Origin of the sequence: Chelativorans sp. Marseille-P2723 (genome assembly GCF_902809845.1) — a bacterium.
Taxonomy (GTDB): domain Bacteria; phylum Pseudomonadota; class Alphaproteobacteria; order Rhizobiales; family Rhizobiaceae; genus Chelativorans.
In genome coordinates, this window is the sequence record NZ_CADDWI010000008.1 from 1,044,216 (window position 1) to 1,064,992 (window position 20,777).

The 20,777-nt window shown below is 60.4% G+C and carries 17 protein-coding genes; 14 read left to right on the plus strand and 3 right to left on the minus strand.

Features of this window, described 5'->3' with window-relative positions; all coding sequences use genetic code 11:
- The first annotated feature begins 1 nt into the window (after position 1).
- From murG to ligA, 11 genes are all read left to right on the plus strand, one after another.
- The gene (murG, locus tag HUS57_RS06685; protein WP_173932081.1) at positions 2-1,126 is read left to right on the plus strand and encodes an undecaprenyldiphospho-muramoylpentapeptide beta-N-acetylglucosaminyltransferase; all 1,125 of its coding nucleotides are present in this window, start codon (positions 2-4) and stop codon (positions 1,124-1,126) included.
- Positions 1,123-2,520 (plus strand): UDP-N-acetylmuramate--L-alanine ligase, encoded by a 1,398-nt coding sequence (murC, locus tag HUS57_RS06690; protein WP_173932082.1) that lies wholly within the window; start codon positions 1,123-1,125, stop codon positions 2,518-2,520. The genes murG and murC overlap by 4 nt, the downstream gene beginning before the upstream one ends.
- A complete protein-coding gene (murB, locus tag HUS57_RS06695) occupies positions 2,517-3,482 on the plus strand; it encodes a UDP-N-acetylmuramate dehydrogenase (protein WP_173932083.1) in 966 nt (321 codons plus the stop codon). Before murC ends, murB begins: the two co-directional genes overlap by 4 nt.
- Before the next feature lie 337 nt (positions 3,483-3,819).
- Positions 3,820-4,746, plus strand: a complete 927-nt coding sequence (locus HUS57_RS06700; protein WP_173932084.1) for a D-alanine--D-alanine ligase — start codon at positions 3,820-3,822, stop codon at positions 4,744-4,746.
- Positions 4,734-5,630: a cell division protein FtsQ/DivIB gene (locus HUS57_RS06705; protein WP_246727759.1), complete on the plus strand. Its 897-nt coding sequence runs from the start codon at positions 4,734-4,736 to the stop codon at positions 5,628-5,630. Before HUS57_RS06700 ends, HUS57_RS06705 begins: the two co-directional genes overlap by 13 nt.
- A complete protein-coding gene (gene ftsA, locus HUS57_RS06710) occupies positions 5,627-6,931 on the plus strand; it encodes a cell division protein FtsA (RefSeq protein WP_173932085.1) in 1,305 nt (434 codons plus the stop codon). The genes HUS57_RS06705 and ftsA overlap by 4 nt, the downstream gene beginning before the upstream one ends.
- Positions 6,932-6,997: 66 nt before the next feature.
- On the plus strand, positions 6,998-8,674 hold the full coding sequence (ftsZ, locus tag HUS57_RS06715; RefSeq protein WP_173932086.1) for a cell division protein FtsZ: 1,677 nt from the start codon (positions 6,998-7,000) through the stop codon (positions 8,672-8,674).
- Positions 8,675-8,929: 255 nt separating this feature from the next.
- Positions 8,930-9,916, plus strand: coding sequence for a UDP-3-O-acyl-N-acetylglucosamine deacetylase (gene lpxC / locus HUS57_RS06720; protein WP_246727760.1), 987 nt, complete (start codon positions 8,930-8,932; stop codon positions 9,914-9,916).
- A 175-nt stretch (positions 9,917-10,091) separates the two neighbouring features.
- Complete coding sequence (locus HUS57_RS06725; RefSeq protein ID WP_173932087.1) at positions 10,092-10,970, plus strand: outer membrane protein assembly factor BamD; 879 nt, start codon at positions 10,092-10,094, stop codon at positions 10,968-10,970.
- Positions 10,971-11,078: 108 nt separating this feature from the next.
- Positions 11,079-12,752, plus strand: a complete 1,674-nt coding sequence (gene recN / locus HUS57_RS06730; RefSeq protein ID WP_173932088.1) for a DNA repair protein RecN — start codon at positions 11,079-11,081, stop codon at positions 12,750-12,752.
- A 198-nt stretch (positions 12,753-12,950) separates the two neighbouring features.
- On the plus strand, positions 12,951-15,062 hold the full coding sequence (gene ligA, locus HUS57_RS06735) for an NAD-dependent DNA ligase LigA (RefSeq protein WP_173932089.1): 2,112 nt from the start codon (positions 12,951-12,953) through the stop codon (positions 15,060-15,062).
- Positions 15,063-15,103: 41 nt separating this feature from the next.
- Here ligA and HUS57_RS06740 read toward each other — a convergent pair whose 3' ends face one another.
- Positions 15,104-16,927, minus strand: a complete 1,824-nt coding sequence (locus HUS57_RS06740) for an aminopeptidase P family protein (protein WP_173932090.1) — start codon at positions 16,925-16,927, stop codon at positions 15,104-15,106.
- Positions 16,928-17,134: 207 nt separating this feature from the next.
- Between HUS57_RS06740 and HUS57_RS06745 the strand changes: the two genes are divergently transcribed.
- Positions 17,135-17,296, plus strand: coding sequence for a hypothetical protein (locus HUS57_RS06745; RefSeq protein WP_173932091.1), 162 nt, complete (start codon positions 17,135-17,137; stop codon positions 17,294-17,296).
- A gap of 27 nt (positions 17,297-17,323) precedes the next feature.
- On the opposite strand, the gene HUS57_RS06750 is transcribed toward HUS57_RS06745, so the two are convergent.
- Positions 17,324-18,196 carry a 50S ribosomal protein L11 methyltransferase gene (locus tag HUS57_RS06750; RefSeq protein ID WP_173932092.1) on the minus strand — a complete coding sequence of 291 codons (873 nt, stop codon included), beginning with the start codon at positions 18,194-18,196 and terminating at the stop codon, positions 17,324-17,326.
- 26 nt (positions 18,197-18,222) lie between these two features.
- On the minus strand, positions 18,223-18,798 hold the full coding sequence (locus tag HUS57_RS06755; RefSeq protein ID WP_173932093.1) for an SCO family protein: 576 nt from the start codon (positions 18,796-18,798) through the stop codon (positions 18,223-18,225).
- A gap of 360 nt (positions 18,799-19,158) precedes the next feature.
- Between HUS57_RS06755 and HUS57_RS06760 the strand changes: the two genes are divergently transcribed.
- Complete coding sequence (locus tag HUS57_RS06760) at positions 19,159-19,794, plus strand: DapH/DapD/GlmU-related protein (protein WP_173932094.1); 636 nt, start codon at positions 19,159-19,161, stop codon at positions 19,792-19,794.
- A 484-nt stretch (positions 19,795-20,278) separates the two neighbouring features.
- On the plus strand, positions 20,279-20,761 hold the full coding sequence (locus HUS57_RS06765) for a hypothetical protein (protein ID WP_173932095.1): 483 nt from the start codon (positions 20,279-20,281) through the stop codon (positions 20,759-20,761).
- The last annotated feature ends 16 nt before the right edge of the window (positions 20,762-20,777 follow it).

Here is a 20,777-nt window from a genome sequence, read left to right on the forward strand (position 1 = left end):
CATGGCGGATCAGACCGTACTCTTATGCGCCGGCGGCACAGGCGGGCACTTGTTCCCGGCCCAAGCGCTGGGCGATGCGCTGGCAGCCCGCGGCTGGGAAGTGCATCTTGTGACCGATCGCAGGGCAGCCCGCTATGCCGGTGCGTTCCCAGCCAACAAGCTGCACACGATAGAGGCTGCGACTTTTAGTTCCCGCAACCCGCTCGCGCTGCTGAACAGTATGCTCACCATCTGGCGTGGTGTGCGCCAGTCCTCCGCGCTCATCGCGCGGCTGCGGCCAAAGGTCGTGGTGGGATTTGGCGGCTATCCGACTCTTCCTCCTCTATTTGCGGCGACAAGGCGCCGCGTACCGACCATCATTCATGAACAGAACGCCGTGATGGGCCGGACAAACCGGATGCTCGCCCCTCGCGTCACCGCCATTGCTGGCGGCTTCCTGAAGGCTGAGGGTCCTCATGCTCCCAAGATCGTGGAGACCGGAAACCCGGTGAGGCAGGCCGTTCTCGATGCGGCGGTCAATTCCTATGAAGCTCCGCAAGATGGCGGACCAGTCCGCTTGCTCATCTTTGGCGGCAGCCAGGGCGCGCGCTTTTTTTCCGAAATGATGCCCGAGATCATCGCGCGCCTGCCGGATGCGCTTCGTGCCCACCTTGCAATTGTCCAACAGGCGCGACCCGAGGACGAGGAAAGGCTTCGCGAGCGTTATCGTGTACTTTCTGTGGATGCGGAGGTTGCGACCTTCTTTTCCAATCTTCCGGCACGGATGGCTCAAAGCCACCTGGTCATATCGCGCGCTGGCGCGTCCACAGTGCTTGAACTTGCGGTCATCGGTCGGCCGGCGGTCCTCGTGCCGCTGCCTCATGCGTTGGACGATGACCAATCCCACAACGCACGCCTTCTTGTGGAAGCGGGAGCTGCCATCGTGAGAAAGCAGCAAGACATCCGCACCGACACGCTTGCTGCGGAGCTTGCTGCCTTACTTCAGGACGCCCCCCGCCTTGCTGCCATGGCCGTAGCAGCAAGGACGGTGGCGCGGACAAACGCGACTTCCCTCATGGCAGCGCTTACCGAGGCTGTTGCGGCAGGTCAAACAATAGAGGATTTCAGAAGGGGAGCGGCCGCATGAAAATGCCGCAGACGATCGGAGTTGTGCATTTTATCGGGATCGGCGGTATCGGGATGAGCGGTATTGCCGAAGCGCTGCATACCCTGGGTTACAGCGTGCAGGGTTCCGATCAGGCGGAAAATGCGAACGTAACCCGGCTGCGTGAAAAGGGCATTCCCGTAGTTGTCGGCCAGTCGCCCAAAAATCTTGCCGAGGCGGAGGTGGTCGTCATTTCCAGTGCCATCCGGCCCGATAACCCCGAATACATGGCTGCCCGCGAGCGCCTGCTGCCGATCGTACGGCGTGCAGAAATGTTGGCCGAGCTCATGCGCTTCCGTCAGGCAATTGCCGTCGGCGGCACCCACGGCAAAACCACCACGACTTCCATTGTCGCAGCGCTTCTGGAAGCGGGCGGGCTCGATCCCACCGTCATCAATGGCGGCATCATCAATGCTTACGGCACCAATGCCCGCATGGGCAAAGGCGACTGGATGGTGGTAGAAGCGGATGAAAGCGACGGTACGTTCTTGAAGCTTCCGGCCGACATTGCCGTTGTTACAAATATCGACCCTGAGCATCTCGATCATTATGGCTCTTTCGAAAAAATGCGGGATGCCTTTCGTCAGTTCGTGGAGAATGTTCCGTTTTACGGTTTCGCTGTCATGTGCATCGACCATCCCGAGGTGCAGTTGCTCGTCAGCCGCACCGAAGACCGCCGCGTGATCACCTATGGCGAGAATTTACAGGCGGATGTGCGATTTGAGAAACTGCGCATGGATGGCGCGGTTTCCGTCTTCGATGTTGCCTTCAGCGAGCGCAGCAAAGGGGGCGTTAGGGTGATGGAAGGCCTCCGACTGCCAATGCCGGGAAGGTACAACGTCTCCAATGCAACTGCCGCCGTCGCCGTTGCCGGCGAGCTTGGCCTTGGGGAAGAAGCTATCCGCGCGGGACTTGCCGCCTTCGGCGGGGTCAAGCGGCGCTTCACGCCAACCGGTTCATGGAACGGTGTCCAGATCTTCGATGATTACGGTCATCACCCCGTCGAGATTCGCGCTGTACTCAAGGCCGCGCGGGAGTCTACCGGGGGGCGTGTCATTGCCATCGCGCAGCCTCACCGCTACACGCGTTTGCGTGATCTGTTTTCCGACTTTTCCGCCTGCTTCAATGATGCCGATACGGTTCTGATCGCGCCTGTTTATGCGGCGGGCGAGGCTCCGATCGATGGCATTACGGCTGAGGCGCTGGTGGCGAGCGTTCGTGCGGCAGGCCATCGGGACGCCCGCTTCATCGAGGGACCGGAGGCTATCGCTCCTATTGTGCGCGACATTGCGAAGGAAGGCGATTTTGTCGTCTTCCTCGGGGCGGGCAGCATAACCCAGTGGGCCTATGCACTGCCGCAGGAGCTTGGCTCATGAAGGAAGGGGAAGCACTGATCGAGAAGCTGGGTACGCGGCTTTCCGGCCTGCGCGGAAGGCTGACGCCTGATGCTGAAATGGACAAGATAACGTGGTTTCGTGCCGGGGGCAGGGCTGATGCGCTCTACCAGCCGCAGGATGAAGAGGATCTTGCCCATTTTCTGCGCGCAGTACCCGAAGAGATTCCCGTTACTGTCGTCGGTATCGGCTCTAACCTTCTGGTGCGTGACGGGGGTCTTCGCGGCTTTGTCGTGAGGCTGTCCGCCAAAGGCTTTGGGCAGGCTGAGCAGGTCTCGCCCACCCGGATTCGAGCCGGAGCAGCCATCCCCGACAAGCGCCTTGCTGCGGTTGCGCTGGAGGCAGGTATCGGAGGCTTCCATTTTTATCACGGAATCCCGGGCGGCCTCGGCGGCGCGCTGAGGATGAATGCCGGCGCCAATGGCGTGGAGACGCGCGAGCGAGTGGTCGAGGTGAGAGCGATCGACCGGAAGGGCGAGCTGCATGTGCTTTCAAACAAGGATATGGGCTATGCCTATCGCAAGTCTCAAGCGCCGGCCGATCTCATTTTCACCTCCGTCCTCATGGAAGGCTATCCGGAGGAACGGGAGGCGATCCGCGCCGCCATGGACGCGGTGCAGCACCATCGCGAGACAGTGCAGCCCATCCGCGAGAAGACGGGCGGCTCGACCTTCAAGAATCCGGAAGGAAGCTCGGCTTGGAAGGAGATCGACCTAGCCGGTTGCCGCGGCCTGATGATCGGCAGCGCGCAGATGTCGCCCATGCACTGCAACTTCATGATCAATACAGGAGCTGCGACCGGCTATGAGCTTGAATATCTAGGCGAGACGGTGCGCGCCCGTGTGCTGGAGACGTCCGGCATCAAACTGCAATGGGAAATCAGGCGCATCGGTGCTTTCAGGGCCGGACACACCATAGATCCCTTCCTCGGCCAGCTCCTTTAGCGTCCGCCATCTTCACCCATCGGCACCATAAGGGTGACCTGTAGGTCCGCTTCGCCGGAAACATTCCTGGCTTGGGCAAAAAGCTGCTGCGATCTTTGCCGATAACCCTGCCGTTAACCGGCCGGGTCCGGCTGCATCCTCTACCGCTCACTTTTGAGCCGCTTTCTCAGAAAATTTGAATTGGCGGGAATCTCAGGCCCTTGCCAGTGAGTCAACTCTCTGATTCTTTAGCTAAAAGCGTTTCCTGATTTGAGTCGGCGGCCAATGGCCGCCTGAGTTCTCCAGTAGCTATTATCGCGAGGACGATCGTGGCCAAGCCGCAGAAGGGCCTATGCCAATGAAGAACAAGCATATTGCTGTGCTCATGGGCGGGTTTTCGTCAGAGCGCCCGGTGAGCTTGTCCTCGGGTGAGGCTTGCGCGCGGGCGCTAGAGGCGGAGGGGTATCGCGTCACGCGAGTCGATGTGGCGCGCGACGTTGCCCGGGTGCTTGAGGATCTGGGGCCGGATGTCGCCTTCAATGCTCTCCATGGGCCTTTTGGGGAGGATGGGACCATCCAGGGCGTGCTCGAATATCTCGGGCTTCCCTATACGCATTCCGGCGTGCGCGCCTCGGCGATTGCCATGGACAAGGAGGTTGCCAAGCTGGTTGCCGGCGCCGCCGGGGTGCCGGTGGCTGCCTCGCGCGTCATGAGCCGTTTCGACATCGTAGGCGAGCATCCAATGGAGCCTCCCTATGTCGTGAAGCCAGTTGCGGAAGGCTCCAGCTTCGGGGTTGTTATTGTCCGGGAGGGGCAGGGGCGTCCTCCTCAGATTTTGACCTCCGATGACTGGCGCTACGGTGATCGCGTCATGGTGGAGCGCTATGTCCATGGGCGTGAACTGACCTGCGCGGTCATGGGCGACAGGGTGCTGGGTGTTTGCGAGATCGTGCCGCAGGGGCATTCGTTCTACGATTATGACTCGAAATACGCTCCTGGCGGCTCAAAACACATTTGTCCCGCAGAAATTTCACCGAATATTTACCAAAGAATACAAAAACTGAGCCTCATGGCACACCGAGCGATCGGCTGCAGGGGCGTGAGCCGTTCAGACTTCCGTTACGACGACCGGCTTCCGGGAGAGGAAGGGCTTGTCTGGCTGGAGGTGAATACGCAGCCCGGCATGACGCCGACGTCTCTGGTCCCTGATATCGCCTCTGAAGCGGGTATCGATTTTGGATCGCTGTTGAGTTGGATGGTGGAGGACGCTTCTTGTTCGCGCTGATGTCATCATGGAGGGCTTCTGGCGAGGTGCGCCCCGTCTTGCCGCGCTTTATGCGCAAGCCTGCGCGCATGATGCATCGTTTGCGGCTGGGCGCATTCGAATCTCCTCCCTTCGCGGCGACGGGGGCGACTGCAGCGCTCTTTGCGCTCACCGGGCTTTATGGCGGCTTGCAGGGCGGTCACATGGATGCCGTGGTGGCGGCGCTGACCTCTCGCGTCGGCTTTGCCATCGAACATGTCGAGGTGATGGGCAATGTCGAGGTTTCCGAGATCGATGTGCTGCAGCAGGTCGGCCTTGATGGCTGGACATCCATGGTCGGCTTCGATGTGAAAGAGGCGCGTCAACGCATTGCGGAGCTTCCCTGGGTCGAGGACGTCACGGTCCGCAAAGTCTATCCGGCCACGCTCGACATCGCCATTGTCGAGAAGAAGCCGTTTGCCATCTGGCAGCAGGGAAGCCAGCTCGCGGTCATTGAGGGGAATGGTGAGGTGATTGCTCCCTTCTCCGGTGGGCGCCATGCCTCGCTCCCGATGGTGATCGGCCGGGGTGCCAATGAGAAGGGGCCGGAATTCATCGCGCAGGTGGAGCGGGTGCGAGGGTTTCAGGACCGTGTGCGTGCCTACATCCGCGTGGCCGATCGGCGCTGGGATCTGCGTCTCGATAACGGGCTAACGGTCAAGCTGCCGGAAGTGGGCGCGATGGAGGCGCTGCAAGAGGCTTCGCGGCTTGATGCTGAATATGGGTTGTTCTCGCGCGATGTAACCACTGTCGACATGCGCGTTCCCGGCCGCCTGTTCGTGGGTCTTTCGCCGGATGCGGCCAAGGCACGCCAGGCGGTCTTCGAGGAAATGGAAGAACTGCGGAAGAAAGGGGCCAGGATATGAGCTGGCTTCTTGGCAATCGCGGCGGCGCGCAAGGGTCTGGTATCGTGACCGTGCTCGACGTTGGATCGAGCAAGATCTGCTGCATCATCGCGCGGCTCCTGCCGGCGGAGAGCGGGCGCGCACTAGCGTACAGAACCCATCGCATCAGGGTGATCGGCATCGGTCACCAGAAGTCGCGGGGGGTGAAATCGGGCGTGATCGTGAACCTCGATCATGCGGAACATGCGATCCGTCTTGCGGTCGACGCCGCTGAGCGCATGGCCGGTTTGACCGTTGAATCCTTGATCGTGAATGTCTCCGCCGGCCGTCTGAAGAGTGATACGGCTTCGGCCGTTATCAAGCTGGGCGGCTACGAGGTCTCGAAAGCCGACGTCTCCCGCGTGCTTCTTGCCGGTGCGCGCCAGGCGATGCAGGCGGACCGCGAGGTGGTGCATTCCCTTCCTGTTGCTTTTTCGCTGGATCAGGAGCGCGGCATCCGCGACCCGCGCGGCATGATGGGCGACACGCTTGGTGTCGACATGCATGTGCTGACAGCAGACGCCGTGCCGCTGCGCAATCTGGAACTCTGCATCAACCGCTCGCACCTCTCGGTAGAGCGCATGGTGGCGACTCCTTATGCGAGCGGGCTTGCTGCGCTGGTCGATGATGAAACGGAGATGGGTGCAGCCTGCATTGATATTGGCGGCGGCACAACAACCATGTCGGTTTTCGTCGACGGCAAGTTCGTGCATGCCGATGCGCTGCCGATTGGCGGAAACCATGTCACCATGGATCTGGCTCGCGGATTGTCGACCAGGCTAGAGGATGCCGAGCGGCTGAAGGTGATGCATGCTTCCGCCCTTCCGGTAAGCGCGGACGATCGCGATATGGTTGCCATCCAGCCTATGGGTGATGAGGGCGAAGACCCCCTGCAGGTGCCGCGGGCGGTGATGGCGCGGATCGTGCGTGCGCGCATCGAAGAAATCCTGGAGCTGGTCCGCGACCGGCTCAATCGTTCGGGATATGGCAGCCTTGTAGGCCGCCGTGTGGTGCTCACTGGCGGCGCGAGTCAGCTCGCCGGACTGCCGGAGGCCGCGCGTCGGCTTATGGGGCGCAATGTGCGACTGGGCCGGCCGCTTGGGGTGGCCGGCCTGCCGGAGGCGGCCAAAGGCCCCGCCTTCGCAGCTCCAATCGGACTGCTCATCTATCCGCAGGTCGCGGAGTTCGAGAGCGGCAAGATAAGGGGCGGACTCTTCACGCGCTCCACTGGAACCGGAGGAAGGTTTCAGCGTGTCGGACAGTGGCTGCGAGATAACTTTTGACCGGGGAAGGCCCCATCGGATGCCGCAATGGCGATAGCGGCGGGAAAGGCGGAAAGGACGAGGACCATGACCATCAACTTGCAGAAGCCGGACATTACCGAGCTGAAGCCGAGGATTACAGTCTTCGGCGTCGGCGGCGGCGGTGGTAACGCCGTCAACAACATGATCACCGCAGGCCTGCGTGGGGTGGAGTTCGTGGTGGCGAACACTGACGCCCAGGCGCTGACAACGTCCAAAGCCGAACGGATCATCCAGCTTGGCGCGAATGTGACCGAGGGCCTGGGCGCTGGGTCGCAGCCGGAGGTCGGTCAGGCCGCTGCGGAAGAATGCATCGACGAGATCCTGGATCACCTTTCGAGCACGCATATGTGCTTCGTTACCGCCGGGATGGGCGGCGGGACAGGTACTGGCGCTGCTCCCGTCGTGGCGCGCGCCGCGCGAGAAAAGGGTATCCTTACGGTTGGTGTGGTCACCAAGCCTTTCCATTTCGAAGGGCAGCGCCGTATGAGGACGGCCGACGCCGGCATCGAGGAATTGCAAAAGTGCGTTGACACGCTCATCGTCATTCCCAATCAGAACCTGTTTCGCATCGCCAACGACAAGACCACCTTCGCCGACGCTTTCGCGATGGCAGACCAGGTGCTCTATTCGGGTGTGGCCTGCATCACCGATCTCATGGTCAAGGAGGGGCTTATCAATCTCGACTTCGCCGATGTGCGTTCGGTGATGCGAGAGATGGGCAAGGCTATGATGGGCACGGGCGAGGCTTCGGGCGAGGGCCGTGCAATGGCTGCTGCAGAGGCGGCAATCGCCAATCCGCTATTGGACGAAACCTCCATGAAGGGCGCCAAGGGCCTCTTGATCTCCATCACGGGCGGCCGCGATCTTACCTTGTTCGAGGTGGACGAGGCAGCAACGCGCATCCGCGAGGAAGTGGACCCGGAAGCCAACATCATTCTCGGAGCCACATTCGACGAGGAGCTCGAAGGGGTTATCCGCGTGTCCGTCGTCGCTACGGGCATCGATAAGTCGTCACATGAGATTTCCGCTGCGCCGGTCGTTCGTCCGCAGGCAACCAGGCCAGGCGGCCAGCCGCAGCAGCCGCAGCAAAGGCCAGCCGCAGGGTTTGAAACGCGAGCGCCGGCTGCGCCTCAGCCTGTGGCCTCGCGTCAGAGCGAACCCGCCGAGGCTCCACGCGCTGCAGTAATGAACGATCCGGTGGCCGACGCGATCCGCGCGGCTGAGCATGGTGCAGGACAGGCCGGCGGCTTCCAGCCTCAGAGCCGGCTGTTCAAGGCGGAGCATCAGCCGCCGCGCCCGGTCCAGCCCCAGCAGCAGCCCATGCAGCACCTGGCCGTAGCTGCTCAGGCGCCGATGCATCATCAGGAGGCTCCCGCCCCGGCCCCCCGCATGCCCAGGGTAGAGGACTTTCCGCCGGTCGTGCAGGCTGAAATCCAGGCAAGCACCCGTCATCCTTCCGAGGATCAGGAGGAACGTGGACCGATGGGACTCCTGAAGCGGCTGACCAATGGTCTTGCCCGCCGCGAGGAAGAGGCACCCGCGTCACAGCCGCCTGCACCCCGCCTGCGTGAAGTCGATCCGCGCCGCGCCGTGAGCGACAGTCAGCTTTACGCGCCGCCCCGCGGTCAACTCGACGAGCATGGCCGGGTTGTTCAGCAGCCTCGCCACCAGGAAGAGGACCAGCTTGAGATTCCCGCTTTTCTTAGAAGGCAGGCAAACTGAAGTCACCGGCTTCCGTGCTTGGTAACGTAACATTGCGTATTGTAACAGGCGAGTGCTGCTGCGCTCGCCTTTTGCTTAGAAAAGACTATTTAAAACAGATGGTTATTTTCAAAACGGCAGGAACATGCCCGTGACAGCGGGAAAAAAAGCGTGATTTGGCGCGATGACACCTGATCATTATGTTGCGGCGGCTAGATGGGGGGCAAGCCAGTTTGGGGATAATCCCAGCTTTTCGTTGCGCAGAGCCGTCCGTACATGAAAAAAGATCTTCAAATGCTGCGGGCGAGCCGGTCGGGGGTGGATTTGCTCGAATATCAGACGACGTTGAAGTCGCGGCTGACGCTGTCGGGTGTTGGCGTGCATACCGGGACAGCGGTTTCGATACATTTTTCGCCCGCCGATTCCGACACCGGGATTGTGTTCCGGCGCGTAGACAAAGGGGCGTCCGGTCAACTTATTCGCGCGCTCGCCGCAGAGGTGGGCGCCACCGACCTATGCACCGGGCTTGGCAATCCGGAAGGCGATCACGTTGCTACGGTGGAGCATCTGATGGCGGCGCTCTCGGCCATGGGCGTGGATAATGTCGCTATCGAGATAGATGGCCCGGAAGTGCCTATCATGGATGGCAGCGCTGCGGTTTTTGTTGAAGCTTTCCGGCGCACCGGCATAGTGCAGCTTTCAGAGAAGCGGCGTTACATCCGTGTCGTCAAGCCCGTGCGCATTGACATCGGCAAGTCGTGGGCGGAGTTCCTCCCCTATGATGGAACGCGTTTCGAGATCGATATCGATTTTGACAGTCCGGCTATCGGACGCCAGTTCTTCGCTGTCGATCTCAGTCCTGAAATCTTCGCCCGGGAGGTTGCTCACGCTCGCACCTTTGGTTTCATTAAGGATGTGGAACGCCTCTGGGCCGCCGGTTACGCCCTTGGCTCCTCGCTGGAAAATTCCGTTGTGATCGGCGAGGATCATAACGTCATCAACATGGACGGGCTGCGCTATCCGGATGAGTTCGTGCGCCATAAGATGCTTGATGCGGTCGGCGATCTTGCCCTTGCAGGCGCGCGCTTCATAGGTTGCTTCAGCTCCTATCGCGGTGGACATCGCGTCAACGCCGCGGCGCTGCGTCACCTTCTGACGGACCATTCAGCCTTCGAGATAGTAGAGGCTACGCGCCGCGAGCGCGGTCGCAGGCCGGAAATGATCGCTGTCAACGCTCCGGTCTATGCGCCCTGGATGATCTAAGCGGCGCAGGCGGTTTCCGGTCCGGCCGGTGGTCGCGATGCGGCAGTCTGGCCGGAAATGCTGGTTATTTTGCCACAAATTTGTGCCAAAGCTATCGATAGCGTTGCCGCGAGTCGGCTTTGCGCATAAGACAGCGTCCACGCATGTCCCGTCACGCCGGAGGTACGGACCGCGAATGTTCTCGATCAAGACCGCCAGCCCTTCTCGTTGCCGATGGCCTTCTGCTTTTGCACTGGCTGCATTGATGGCGCCGCTTCTTCTGGCCGGATGCAATGCGGAGAAGGATCTCGATCTATCGGCCTATGCCGCTGAACCGGCGGAGCCTGCAGACCAGCTCTACAATCAGGGCCTTGCGAACCTCAATGCCGGGCGGATGAACGAAGCCGTTGCCAAGTTTGAGGCGGTTGACCAGCAGCATCCTTACTCTGAGTTCGCTCGCAAGGCGCTGATCATGGCCACCTTCGCCAATTATCGCCAGGGCAACTACACCGATGCTATCAGCAGTGGCAGGCGCTATGTCTCGCTCTATCCGACGAGCGACGATGCGGCCTACGCGCAGTATCTCGTTGGGCTCAGCCATTTCCGCCAGATCCGCGACGTGACGCAGGATCAGCGGGAAGCGCGGCAAACCATCGAGGCAATGCAGCAGGTTGTCGATCGCTGGCCTGACTCTGAGTATGTTCCCGACGCGCAGGAGAAGATCCGTTTCGCTCGCGACCAGCTTGCAGGCAAGGAAATGCAGGTTGGCCGCTACTATCTGGAGCGGCGGGAATATATTGCCGCGATCCGGCGCTTCCGCGGCGTAGTGGAGCACTATGGCAATACGCGCCATGTGGAAGAGGCATTGGCCCGCCTTGTCGAGGCTTATTATGCCATGGGCGTTGCTTCGGAAGCGCAGACAGCCGCCGCGGTCCTGGGGCATAACTATCCGGATAGCGACTGGTACAAGGATTCTTACCGGCTCCTGCAGTCCGGCGGCCTGGAGCCGCGGGAGAATACCGGTTCCTGGATATCGCGAGCAGGCGCCCTGATCACGGGGGCCAGAAGCAGCTAGAGTATCGGACCGACTGTGAAAACCGGTTTTGGGGGCAAACCGATGCTCAAACTAGAAGTTCGATTCCTTTCTGCGCGTCCTGCGGGACGCATGGCGCTCTAAGCTGCCATGCTATCGCATCTGTCGATCCGAGATATCGTTCTGATCGAACGGCTCGACATCGATTTCTCCAGAGGTTTATCGGTGCTCACCGGCGAAACCGGGGCCGGGAAGTCGATCCTGCTTGATTCCTTATCGCTCGCTCTCGGCGCCAGGGGCGATGCCTCACTGGTACGAAACGGCGCTACGCAAGGACAGATTACCGCCGTTTTCGATGTTCCGGCAGCTCATCCCGCGCGCGCTATTCTGCGGGAGAATGGTATCGATGACGAGGGAGACATCATCCTGCGCCGGACCCAGGCCATTGATGGGCGCACCCGCGTATTCATCAACGACCAGCCTGCAAGCGTCGCGCTGATGCGGCAGGTTGGTCGCATCCTTGTAGAAATTCATGGTCAGCATGACGAGCGCGCACTGGTCGATACGGCCATGCATCGCGGATTGCTTGATGCCTTCGGAAATCTGGACGAGCAGGTAGCGTTGGTGCGTGAAGCTTGGCGCGAGTGGCGTCATGCCGATCAGGAGCTTGCGCGTCATCGGGCCCGGGTGGAGGCAGCGGCCCGCGAGGCCGATTACCTTCGCGCGGCTGTAGAGGAACTTACAGAACTCGACCCGCAGCCGGATGAGGAGACTGCATTGGCCGAAGAGCGGGCAGATATGATGCGCGCGGAGAAGATGGCCGCCGAAATCGCTGACGCACAGGACATCCTGACCGGGCAGGCTTCGCCTCTTCCGCAGCTTGCAAGCCTTCTGCGGCGACTGGAACGCAAGTCCCAGGAGGCGCCGGGCATGTTTGACGAGATCATCTCATCGCTCGATGAAGCGCTAATCGCGCTCGATGCCGCCCAGAGCGCGGTCGAGGCGGCCATTCGCGCAACCGAGTTCGATCCACAACGCCTTGAGAGGGCAGAGGAGCGGCTTTTTGCTCTGCGCGCGGCCGCCCGTAAGCACAACGTTGCTGTGGATGAACTTGCAACCCTGCGCGACCGCATGGATGCTGATCTTGTCGATCTTGACGCCGGCGAGGAGAAGCTCGCCCTTATGGAGGAAGAATCGCGCCTGCGTCGCGAAGCCTACGATGCTGCCGCGCAAGCGCTTTCGGCTGCACGACGCGAGGCTGCCGAAGGGTTGACGGAAGCTGTAATGGCCGAGCTTCCCGCGCTGAAGCTCGAACGCGCACGCTTCATCGTCAGTATAGAAAGCGAGCCGGATGACCGCACGGAAAGCGGGATAGACCGCGTGGAGTTCTGGGTTCAGACGAATCCGGGTACACGCGCCGGGCCGATGATGAAGGTGGCTTCCGGTGGTGAACTTTCACGTTTCCTGCTTGCCCTCAAGGTGGCGCTTGCCGACCAGGGTTCTGCACCCACCCTTGTCTTCGACGAGATCGATACAGGTGTGGGTGGAGCGGTGGCAGATGCCATCGGTCAGCGCCTTGCCCGCCTTGCCGATGGCATACAGGTTCTCTCCGTGACCCATGCGCCCCAGGTCGCAGCGCGCGCCCATACCCATTATCTCATCGCCAAGACCGGCGGTAGCGATCATGTCACGACTGGCATCTTACGGATGGATGCGGCGCAGCGGCAGGAAGAAATTGCCCGCATGCTGGCTGGCGCTACCATTACAGAGGAAGCTCGCGCTGCGGCAGAACGGCTCTTGCGGGAGAATGCCCTGGCAGGATAGGGCGATTTCATGCTGTTGATCAGCAGCGTTCCTCCCTTGAGCAAACCGGCGCATAAACCTTACATACGGGCTCGAAACCGGAATCGGTTTTTGCAAGACGAGATTGCCAGATTATCGACTAAAGGCCTTATTGTGCGTCCAGAAGGACGCATGACGCGGTAATATGGCGCCCAGACACCGGAACCGGAAGCGCGCGGAATGAGCACAGCAACGATCCCTGTCGACCAGATGGTGGAGGAGCAGGCCAACGAGGAGCTTGCCCGTCTTGCGGCTGAAATCGCAAAGCATGATCGGCTTTATCACGTTGAAGACGCGCCGGTAATCTCTGATGCGGAATATGACGCACTTGTGCGGCGCAATCTCTCCATAGAGCAAGCTTTTCCCCATCTGGTGCGTCAGGATTCACCCTCGCAGCGGGTTGGGGCTGCGCCGGCGGAGAAATTCGAGAAGGTGCGCCACCGGGTGCCCATGCTGTCGCTCGATAATGCTTTCTCCGACGGGGATGTGATTGATTTTGTTGCTCGTATCCGCCGCTTCCTCAGGATGGAGCAGGACGCTGCCATCGCCATGACGGCGGAGCCCAAGATCGACGGACTGTCGCTGTCGCTGCGCTACGAAAGCGGGCGGCTCGTTTCGGCCGCAACGCGGGGCAACGGTCAGGTGGGGGAGAATGTTACGGCCAATGCCCGGGTGGTCGCCGACATCCCCAAGGTGCTTGCCGGAGATCCACCCGAAGTGATCGAGGTCAGGGGCGAAGTTTACATGACCCAGCGCGACTTTCTGGCCCTCAACGAGCGTCAGAAGGCGCAAGGCAAGCAGACCTATGTAAACCCGCGTAATACCGCAGCCGGCTCCCTGCGCCAGCTTGACCCTGCAATCACCGCATCCCGGCCGCTCAAATTCTTTGCATATGGATGGGGCGAAGTGAGTGAAATGCCGGCAGCCACCCAGATGGACATGGTGGCTGCGCTGGAAGGCTACGGATTCCGCACCAATCCGCTCATGCGGTGTTGCTCGACAGCGCAGGAGCTTCTGGAGCATTACCACGCCATTGAGGAGCAGCGGGCTACGCTCGGCTACGACATTGATGGTGTGGTCTACAAGGTGGATGACCTGGCGTTGCAGCGGCGCCTTGGCTTTGTTTCGCGCAGCCCTCGTTGGGCCATAGCGCACAAGTTCGCGGCCGAGAAGGCGTTCACCATACTGCGCGGAATCGACATTCAGGTTGGCCGCACTGGCGCCCTTACGCCCGTTGCGCGCCTTGAGCCCGTGACGGTCGGAGGAGTGGTCGTCACCAACGCCACCCTGCACAATGCCGAGGAGATCGAGCGGCTTGGCATCAAGATCGGCGATACGGTGATCGTCCAGCGCGCCGGCGACGTTATTCCGCAGATCCTCGGCTATGTGGAGGAGCGGCGGCCCGCGAATGCGCGTGACTTCTTTTTTCCCACTGTCTGTCCCTGTGAATTGCGGACGCCCATCGTGCGTGACTCGACCGCTACGGGCGGGGAAGGGGTAGTGCGCCGCTGTTCAGGCGAGTTTGCCTGCCCATTCCAGCGCATCGAGCATCTGCGCCACTTCGTCTCCCGCCGGGCCTTCGATATCGAGGGGCTCGGGGAGAAGCAGATCGAGTTTTTCTTCCGCGATCAAGACCTGTCGGTAAAGAGCCCGGGCGACATCTTCACCCTTGCTATGCGCGACGCGCAGAACCTGAAAAAACTCAAGGACAAGGACGGCTGGGGGCAACTTTCCGCAGCAAACCTGTTCGCAGCCATCGAGGCGCGGCGGACGATCCCGCTTGACCGTATGATCTACAGCCTTGGCATCCGCCATGTAGGAGAACGGACGGCTGCGACGCTCGCGCGGGCTTACGGCACCTGGCAGGATTTTCACGAAGCCGCCATTGCGATCGCCAGGGGCGATTTGAAAGCGCGCGAGGAGATGGATGCTCTGGAGGATGTCGGCGACGCCGTGATCGATGCGGTCGCCAACTATTTCGCCGAGGAGCATAACCGCAGGCTGGTGGAGGACCTTGCGTCACAGGTGAATGTGCTGGAGGCTGAGAAGCCGGCTACCAGTTCGCCTGTAGCCGGCAAGACGATCGTATTCACCGGCGCGTTCGAACGCATGTCGCGCGATGAGGCTAAGGAGCTGGCCGAACGGCTGGGAGCCAAGGTCGCAGGCTCCGTCTCTTCAAAGACCGATCTGGTTGTTTCCGGGCCGGGCGCTGGTTCGAAGCTGAAGAAGGCGCAGGAGCTGGGAATAGAGGTGATCGACGAGGACACGTGGTTCCAGCGCATCGGCCGCTGAAGGGACGCTCCGAAACGTAGCGGGTCTGGCCGAGTGTCGGATCAGAGCGGCCTCGTTGCCTCGCGCAGCCACGCCTTGACCTCGCCATCCACAAGGGCGCTGATCTTTTCGAAGACATGTTGATGGTAGGCGTTGAGCCAATCCCGCTCTTCGGGAAGAAGAAGCCGGGTATCGATCAGCCGCCGGTCGATCGGCGCCAGGGTCAGTGTCTCGAAACTGTGCATCTCGATGTCACCGTCTGTTAGCGGCTCCGGCGCGGAGACGGCGATCAGGTTCTCTATACGTATCCCGTAATGGCCGGCCTTGTAGTAACCCGGCTCGTTGGAGATGATCATGCCGGTGCGTAGCTTCTCCATGCCCGATTTGGCAATGCGCTGCGGTCCCTCATGCACCGAAAGATAGGAGCCGACACCGTGGCCGGTGCCGTGGCCATAATCAAAGCCCGCTTTCCAAAGGGCGGCTCTAGCCGTTGCGTCGATATCCACGCCTCGGGTTCCCGGCGGAAAACGCAGCATCGAAAGGGCGATCATACCCTTCAGGACCAGGGTGAAACGGTTGCGCATTTCCTCGCTGGGCGTGCCGAGCGCAACCGTACGGGTCACATCGGTGGTGCCATCCTCGTACTGCCCCCCTGAATCGATTAGAAGAAGCTCGCCGGCCGCAAGACGCCGGTTTGTCTTGTAGGTGACGCGGTAGTGATTGATTGCTCCGTTTGGGCCAACACTGGAAATGGTGTCGAAGGATATATCCCGCAGCGGCATCTGCGCTTCCTCGCCTGCCTGCCGCCGGCATTCCTCCAGACGCACCGCCACGGCGATCTCGTCGAGTTCCTCCGGATTTTGGCTATCGATCCATGCCAGGAAGCGCGCAAGTGCTGCGCCGTCGCGCAGATGTGCTGCTCGCGCGCCCTTAAGCTCGGTTTCGTTCTTCATGGCACGGGGGAGGGATACCGGATCCGCGAAATCGACGACAGTGCCGCCTCCCTCCTTCACGACGAGACGCAGGCGCTCGGCGGCCAAGCCAGGATCGAGGCCGATTCGGGAATCTATCGAAAGCGTTGCAAGCTCCGATTGAAGCTCTGCAGGAGGAAAAAGATCGGCAAACCTTGCCAAGTGCTCCTTTGCCTCTCCCGCGATCTTCTTGCTATCCATGAAGAGCTTCGGCCTGCCACGAGCCGACAGGATCGCAAAGCCGAGGGCAAGCGGCGTGTGCGGAACGTCGTTGCCCCTGATATTGAACGCCCATGCCAGCGAGGAAGGATCGGTGAGCACCGTATGGTCGACTTCTTCTTCCAAAAGCTTCGCTTGGAGGCGAGAGAGCTTGTCGGCGGTGGCCTCTCCGGAATATTTCAGCGGGTGAACCCAAACGGGCTCTGCTGGCGGGGATGGCCGGTCATGCCAGATGGAATCAACCAGGTTACTGTCGAGTGACAGAAGCTCAACACCCGCCCTTCTTGCTGCGCCGCGAAAACCGTTCAACTCTCCTATCGTATGCAGCCAGGGATCGAAGCCGAGGCGCGTGCCCGCTGCGAGATTTTTCCTGATCCACTCCCGCGGGGGATTGTCGATCAGGTGCTCGATCTCGATAAAGGCGGGATCCGTCTGCTCACGCGCCTGCAGCGTATATCGCCCGTCCACGAAGAGAACCGCCCGATCGCGCATGATCAGCGCGATGCCTGCCGAGCCGGTGAAGCCGGTAAGCCAAGCAAGCCGCTCCGAACAGGGCGCCACATATTCACCTTGATGCTCGTCGGCCCGCGGCACAAGGAACCCGTCGACGCCGACAGCATCCATTACCTCGCGCAAGCGCGCAAGACGCGGCCCAGCCTGGGCGGGATCAGCGATGGAATCGAAGGACTGGAACATGGACTACTCCGGCAAAGGTCAGGTTGGAGCCTAGCGCATCGGTGCTGCCAGCGGAATCCCTGCCTTTGATGCTGCGCCGCAAAATTCTCTTCGCACTTGCAAAAATGGAATGGCAGCCATGCAGAACTAGATCTGGTAAATCCGCCAGGATTACTTAGCTGTCTAGGTAAGAGGAGCAGTGTTTAGCCGCCCCAACAGGAGAAGTGAATGACCTCGAAACGTGGATTTTTCCGGAACGCCGTTAAAGCCTTGATCGAAGCAAGAGAAAGGCAGGCGCAGCGCTATGTCAATCGTGCATTGCAGATGCTCGATAAGGAAACCCTTGAGGCAAGGGGCATCAAGCGCAAAGACGCCAGCAACGGCGAATAACCCTGATGCTGTGGTAGCCGCCTTCCTTCAGTGCTTCAGATGAAGCGTGACCCAGCCTTCCCGATGAAGCGTATTCACGTGGCGAAAGCCCTGGGCTAGATAGGCGGCTAATACGGCCCGCCTTTGGCGGTCCAGAATTCCCGAAAGTATGATCGAGCCACTTGGCGCCAGATGCTCGGCCATGGTCGGTGCAAGCCGCATCAACGGGCGCGCGAGAATGTTTGCGACAATGAGATCGAAGGGCTTCCAGGCCCGGAACGTCGGATGGTGAAAGCCGGGCGCAGCCACGGTATGCACCAAGCGAGCAGTTTTATTCAGCCGCACATTCTCATGCGCCACCTTGATGGCGACGTCGTCGATATCGGTGGCAAGAACCGGAATATGCGCGAGCTTTGCAATAGCTATGGCAAGTACTGCGCTGCCGGTGCCTAGATCCAGTGCGTTGCGCGGCCTTTCCGCCTTTAATACGCGCTCGATCATCTCCAGGCAGCCTGAAGTCGTGCCGTGATGGCCTGTTCCGAAAGCAAGCCCTGCCTCGATCTCGATCGGCATTTCGCCTGGCCGATGCTGCCCCCGCTCGTGCGCGCCATGCACGAAGAAACGGCCTGCGCGCACGGCGCCGAGCCCTTTCAAGGAATGGGCGACCCAGTCGACGGCTGGCAGCTCCTCCGCCGAGATTTCCGGCAGGCCGGGAACGGCTGCCAGAATCTCCTCCATCCGCGCTTTCACGTTGGCCGGGTCTTCCAGGGCATAAACGGAGACCTCGTGGACGTCGCTAGCTTCATCCACCTCGAAAATTGAAATGGCAAGGCCATCCTCCTCGAACGCGCCATCCAGCAACGAATAGGCGCGCCGGGCAAGTGTACCTTCACATTGAAGGTAGAAGCGGGTTTCAGGCATGGCGCAGCGTTTGGTGAAGAGGCAGGTCAGCTTTCCTCTATCAGCCGGCGCAGCTTGACGAGCGCCGTTTCTGCATTCTCGCCATATGCAATGGTCCCGAAGAAATCGCCGTCGCGTCCGATGAGCATAACCGAGGCAGTGTGATCCATCGTATAGTCGCCGTCCTCCAGTTCTACCTTTCGGGCAAAGACATGGAAGGATTTTATCATCTCTGCCACGTCGCCCGGATCGCCGGTAATGCCCGTGATATGTTCGGAGAAATTGCTGAGATAGGTCTTCATCACCTCGGGCGTGTCGCGCTCGGGATCGACGGTCACAAAGAAGGCGCGCAACTCATCGCCAGCGTCTCCAAGCTCGTCGATCCAGCCCTCCATCTCGAACAGCGTAGTAGGGCAGACATCCGGGCAGTGGGTGAAGCCGAAGAACAGCGCCGTGGGGTTCCCCCGGAAAGCGCCTTCCGTGATCGTCTGGCCATTATGATCGACAAGCTCGAAGGGAGCGCCAAAGGGCTCTGTCGCCGGACCGCGATAGAAAAAGTAACCCATTGCCCCGAAACCGACGACTATCAGGGCCACGATGCCTATAAGGATATACCGCATCATCGGAGGTCACCAAAGAAATGAGGAATGCCAGGTAAAGGCGGTCTGGAACGGGACCGGAACTGCTCCAGCCCTATTTCCCTTCCATATAGCAGGCGCCAGCCCCCGATGGCCAAAAGTGGCGCGTCGGCCGGCTTGAACGAAGCGATGATGGAAGGCGCGCCCTGCATATGCGCGAGAATAGTCCCAGCCCCCAGCAAAGCAAGACGCAATCTGTCGCAAGGCTCCGGCTGGTGGCGACCACGATTCTCTGGCAGACGCGCTAATGCGACTGCGCTTTGTGCGCAATGTAGATTACCGGTTGCGTATCGTACTTTCCTGGAACCATTACGGTCTTCAGGGCCGATCGCGTGAGGGAAGGGCATGGACGATCTGCGTTTCACCAATCCGGAGCCGCGCATCCATCCTACGGCGGAGCTTAAGTCCTGCCGCTTGGGGCGTTACACGGCCATAGCCGAGCGTGCCATTCTGCGAGAGGTTGCTGTCGGCGATTTCACATACTTGGAACGCAATGCCGAAGGCATTTACGCAACGATCGGAAAATTCTGTTCCATCGCCGCCAATACGCGCATCAATGCGTTGGAGCACCCGATGGAACGCGTGACGACGCATAAGATCACCTATCGGCCGAACGAATACTTCCGTTATCTGGGTGTCGACGCGGCTTTTCGAGAGCGGCGGCGCGCCAGGCAGGTGATCATCGGCAATGATGTGTGGATCGGTCATGGTGCCGTTCTGCTTCCGGGCGTGAAGGTTGGGAACGGCGCCGTTATCGGTGCAAATGCCGTCGTGACGAAGGATGTGCCAGCCTATGCCGTAGTCGCCGGAGCGCCTGCGCGCAAGTTGCGGCTGCGCTTTCCCTCTGGCACGGTGCAGCGTCTTGAGGCCCTCGAATGGTGGGACTGGCCTTTGGAGAAGCTGTTCGCAGCTATCCCCGATATGCAGTCACTCGATATCGAGCACTTTCTTGCCAAATGGCGCTCGAACGACGTCGGTTAGCAGCATAAATCCTGTGTTTTGCTGAAGGCGCCGGAACACTTTTCGTTCCGTCATGTTTGGTGGCGTGATCATAGCGGCCACTGCCGCAAACACTTCTTGCGATAGGCTGGTAAGATGCAGTCACTCTTGAACAAGTGGTCGCGGCAAGCATGGGGCACGTCCACTGCACAGTCATGTATGCATGTTGAAGTCCCAAGTCCGCTTGTCTTTCAAGGGAAGGTAGCGCCCCATAAACACCGCGATATCAGCGGGAGGCGGGGCTGCCGGAAAGGGAGATACAGGTATGCCCGGGGCTCCGCAGCTAGACCCTTCGACTTTTATAGCTGCCTATCGGGACGGCTGGGGGATACATGTTGCGACCTTTTTCCCCCTCCGAATTTGGCAGGCCATAAGCTAAGTGTTATTGACTTCATCGCCATTTATCCCTCCATATGCCACGGGTTATCGTGCCGTCGGGCACTGCCATAAATCAGGGGCAATATCTATGCAGAAGCGGTTTCTTGAATTGAAGCAGCAGCTGGCTGAGCTTTCGGAGACGATCAACAAATTCGAATCCGAAGCTGTACAACTGCGTATAGTGGAACTGCTGTTCGACCAGGCGCGCGACGAGACCTTGCCGCATCAGCTTGCCGAGCCCGAGGGCGCTGCCTATGACGCCGGCCCGAAGCAAGCCGAAACGCCCCGCAGAGGGCGGCGAGCGGCAAGCTCCGAAGCCAAGCTTCAGCCGCGTGCACGCGACGGCGGTGTCCCAAGCGCAAGCGGCGCGGTAGCCGCCCTTTCGAGCCTCATCGAGAGTGATTTTTTCGATGAGAAGCGTACGATTGGCGACATTGTTGCTAAATGCAGAGAAGAATTTGGCGTGAATTACAAATCGAATGCTTTCTCGGGCCCGCTATCGCGCTACTCCAAGAAGAATATCCTGAAGCGGGAGAAGAACCCGGAAGGCAACTACGTCTACTTCAAATAGACCGTGGTGCCTCAAA

Excerpts from the sequence above, each read along its gene's own strand:
- HUS57_RS06725 (WP_173932087.1), top strand. The coding sequence starts at position 10,092 with ATGTTCTCGATCAAGACCGCCAGCCCTTCTCGTTGCCGATGGCCTTCT.
- recN (WP_173932088.1), top strand. The coding sequence starts at position 11,079 with ATGCTATCGCATCTGTCGATCCGAGATATCGTTCTGATCGAACGGCTC.
- murG (WP_173932081.1), top strand. The coding sequence starts at position 2 with ATGGCGGATCAGACCGTACTCTTATGCGCCGGCGGCACAGGCGGGCAC.
- murB (WP_173932083.1), top strand. The coding sequence starts at position 2,517 with ATGAAGGAAGGGGAAGCACTGATCGAGAAGCTGGGTACGCGGCTTTCC.
- ftsZ (WP_173932086.1), top strand. The coding sequence starts at position 6,998 with ATGACCATCAACTTGCAGAAGCCGGACATTACCGAGCTGAAGCCGAGG.
- ligA (WP_173932089.1), top strand. The coding sequence starts at position 12,951 with ATGAGCACAGCAACGATCCCTGTCGACCAGATGGTGGAGGAGCAGGCC.
- HUS57_RS06750 (WP_173932092.1), bottom strand. The coding sequence starts at position 18,196 with ATGCCTGAAACCCGCTTCTACCTTCAATGTGAAGGTACACTTGCCCGG.
- HUS57_RS06755 (WP_173932093.1), bottom strand. The coding sequence starts at position 18,798 with ATGATGCGGTATATCCTTATAGGCATCGTGGCCCTGATAGTCGTCGGT.
- HUS57_RS06760 (WP_173932094.1), top strand. The coding sequence starts at position 19,159 with ATGGACGATCTGCGTTTCACCAATCCGGAGCCGCGCATCCATCCTACG.
- HUS57_RS06700 (WP_173932084.1), top strand. The coding sequence starts at position 3,820 with ATGAAGAACAAGCATATTGCTGTGCTCATGGGCGGGTTTTCGTCAGAG.
- ftsA (WP_173932085.1), top strand. The coding sequence starts at position 5,627 with ATGAGCTGGCTTCTTGGCAATCGCGGCGGCGCGCAAGGGTCTGGTATC.
- murC (WP_173932082.1), top strand. The coding sequence starts at position 1,123 with ATGAAAATGCCGCAGACGATCGGAGTTGTGCATTTTATCGGGATCGGC.
- HUS57_RS06745 (WP_173932091.1), top strand. The coding sequence starts at position 17,135 with ATGACCTCGAAACGTGGATTTTTCCGGAACGCCGTTAAAGCCTTGATC.
- HUS57_RS06765 (WP_173932095.1), top strand. The coding sequence starts at position 20,279 with ATGCAGAAGCGGTTTCTTGAATTGAAGCAGCAGCTGGCTGAGCTTTCG.
- lpxC (WP_246727760.1), top strand. The coding sequence starts at position 8,930 with ATGAAAAAAGATCTTCAAATGCTGCGGGCGAGCCGGTCGGGGGTGGAT.
- HUS57_RS06740 (WP_173932090.1), bottom strand. The coding sequence starts at position 16,927 with ATGTTCCAGTCCTTCGATTCCATCGCTGATCCCGCCCAGGCTGGGCCG.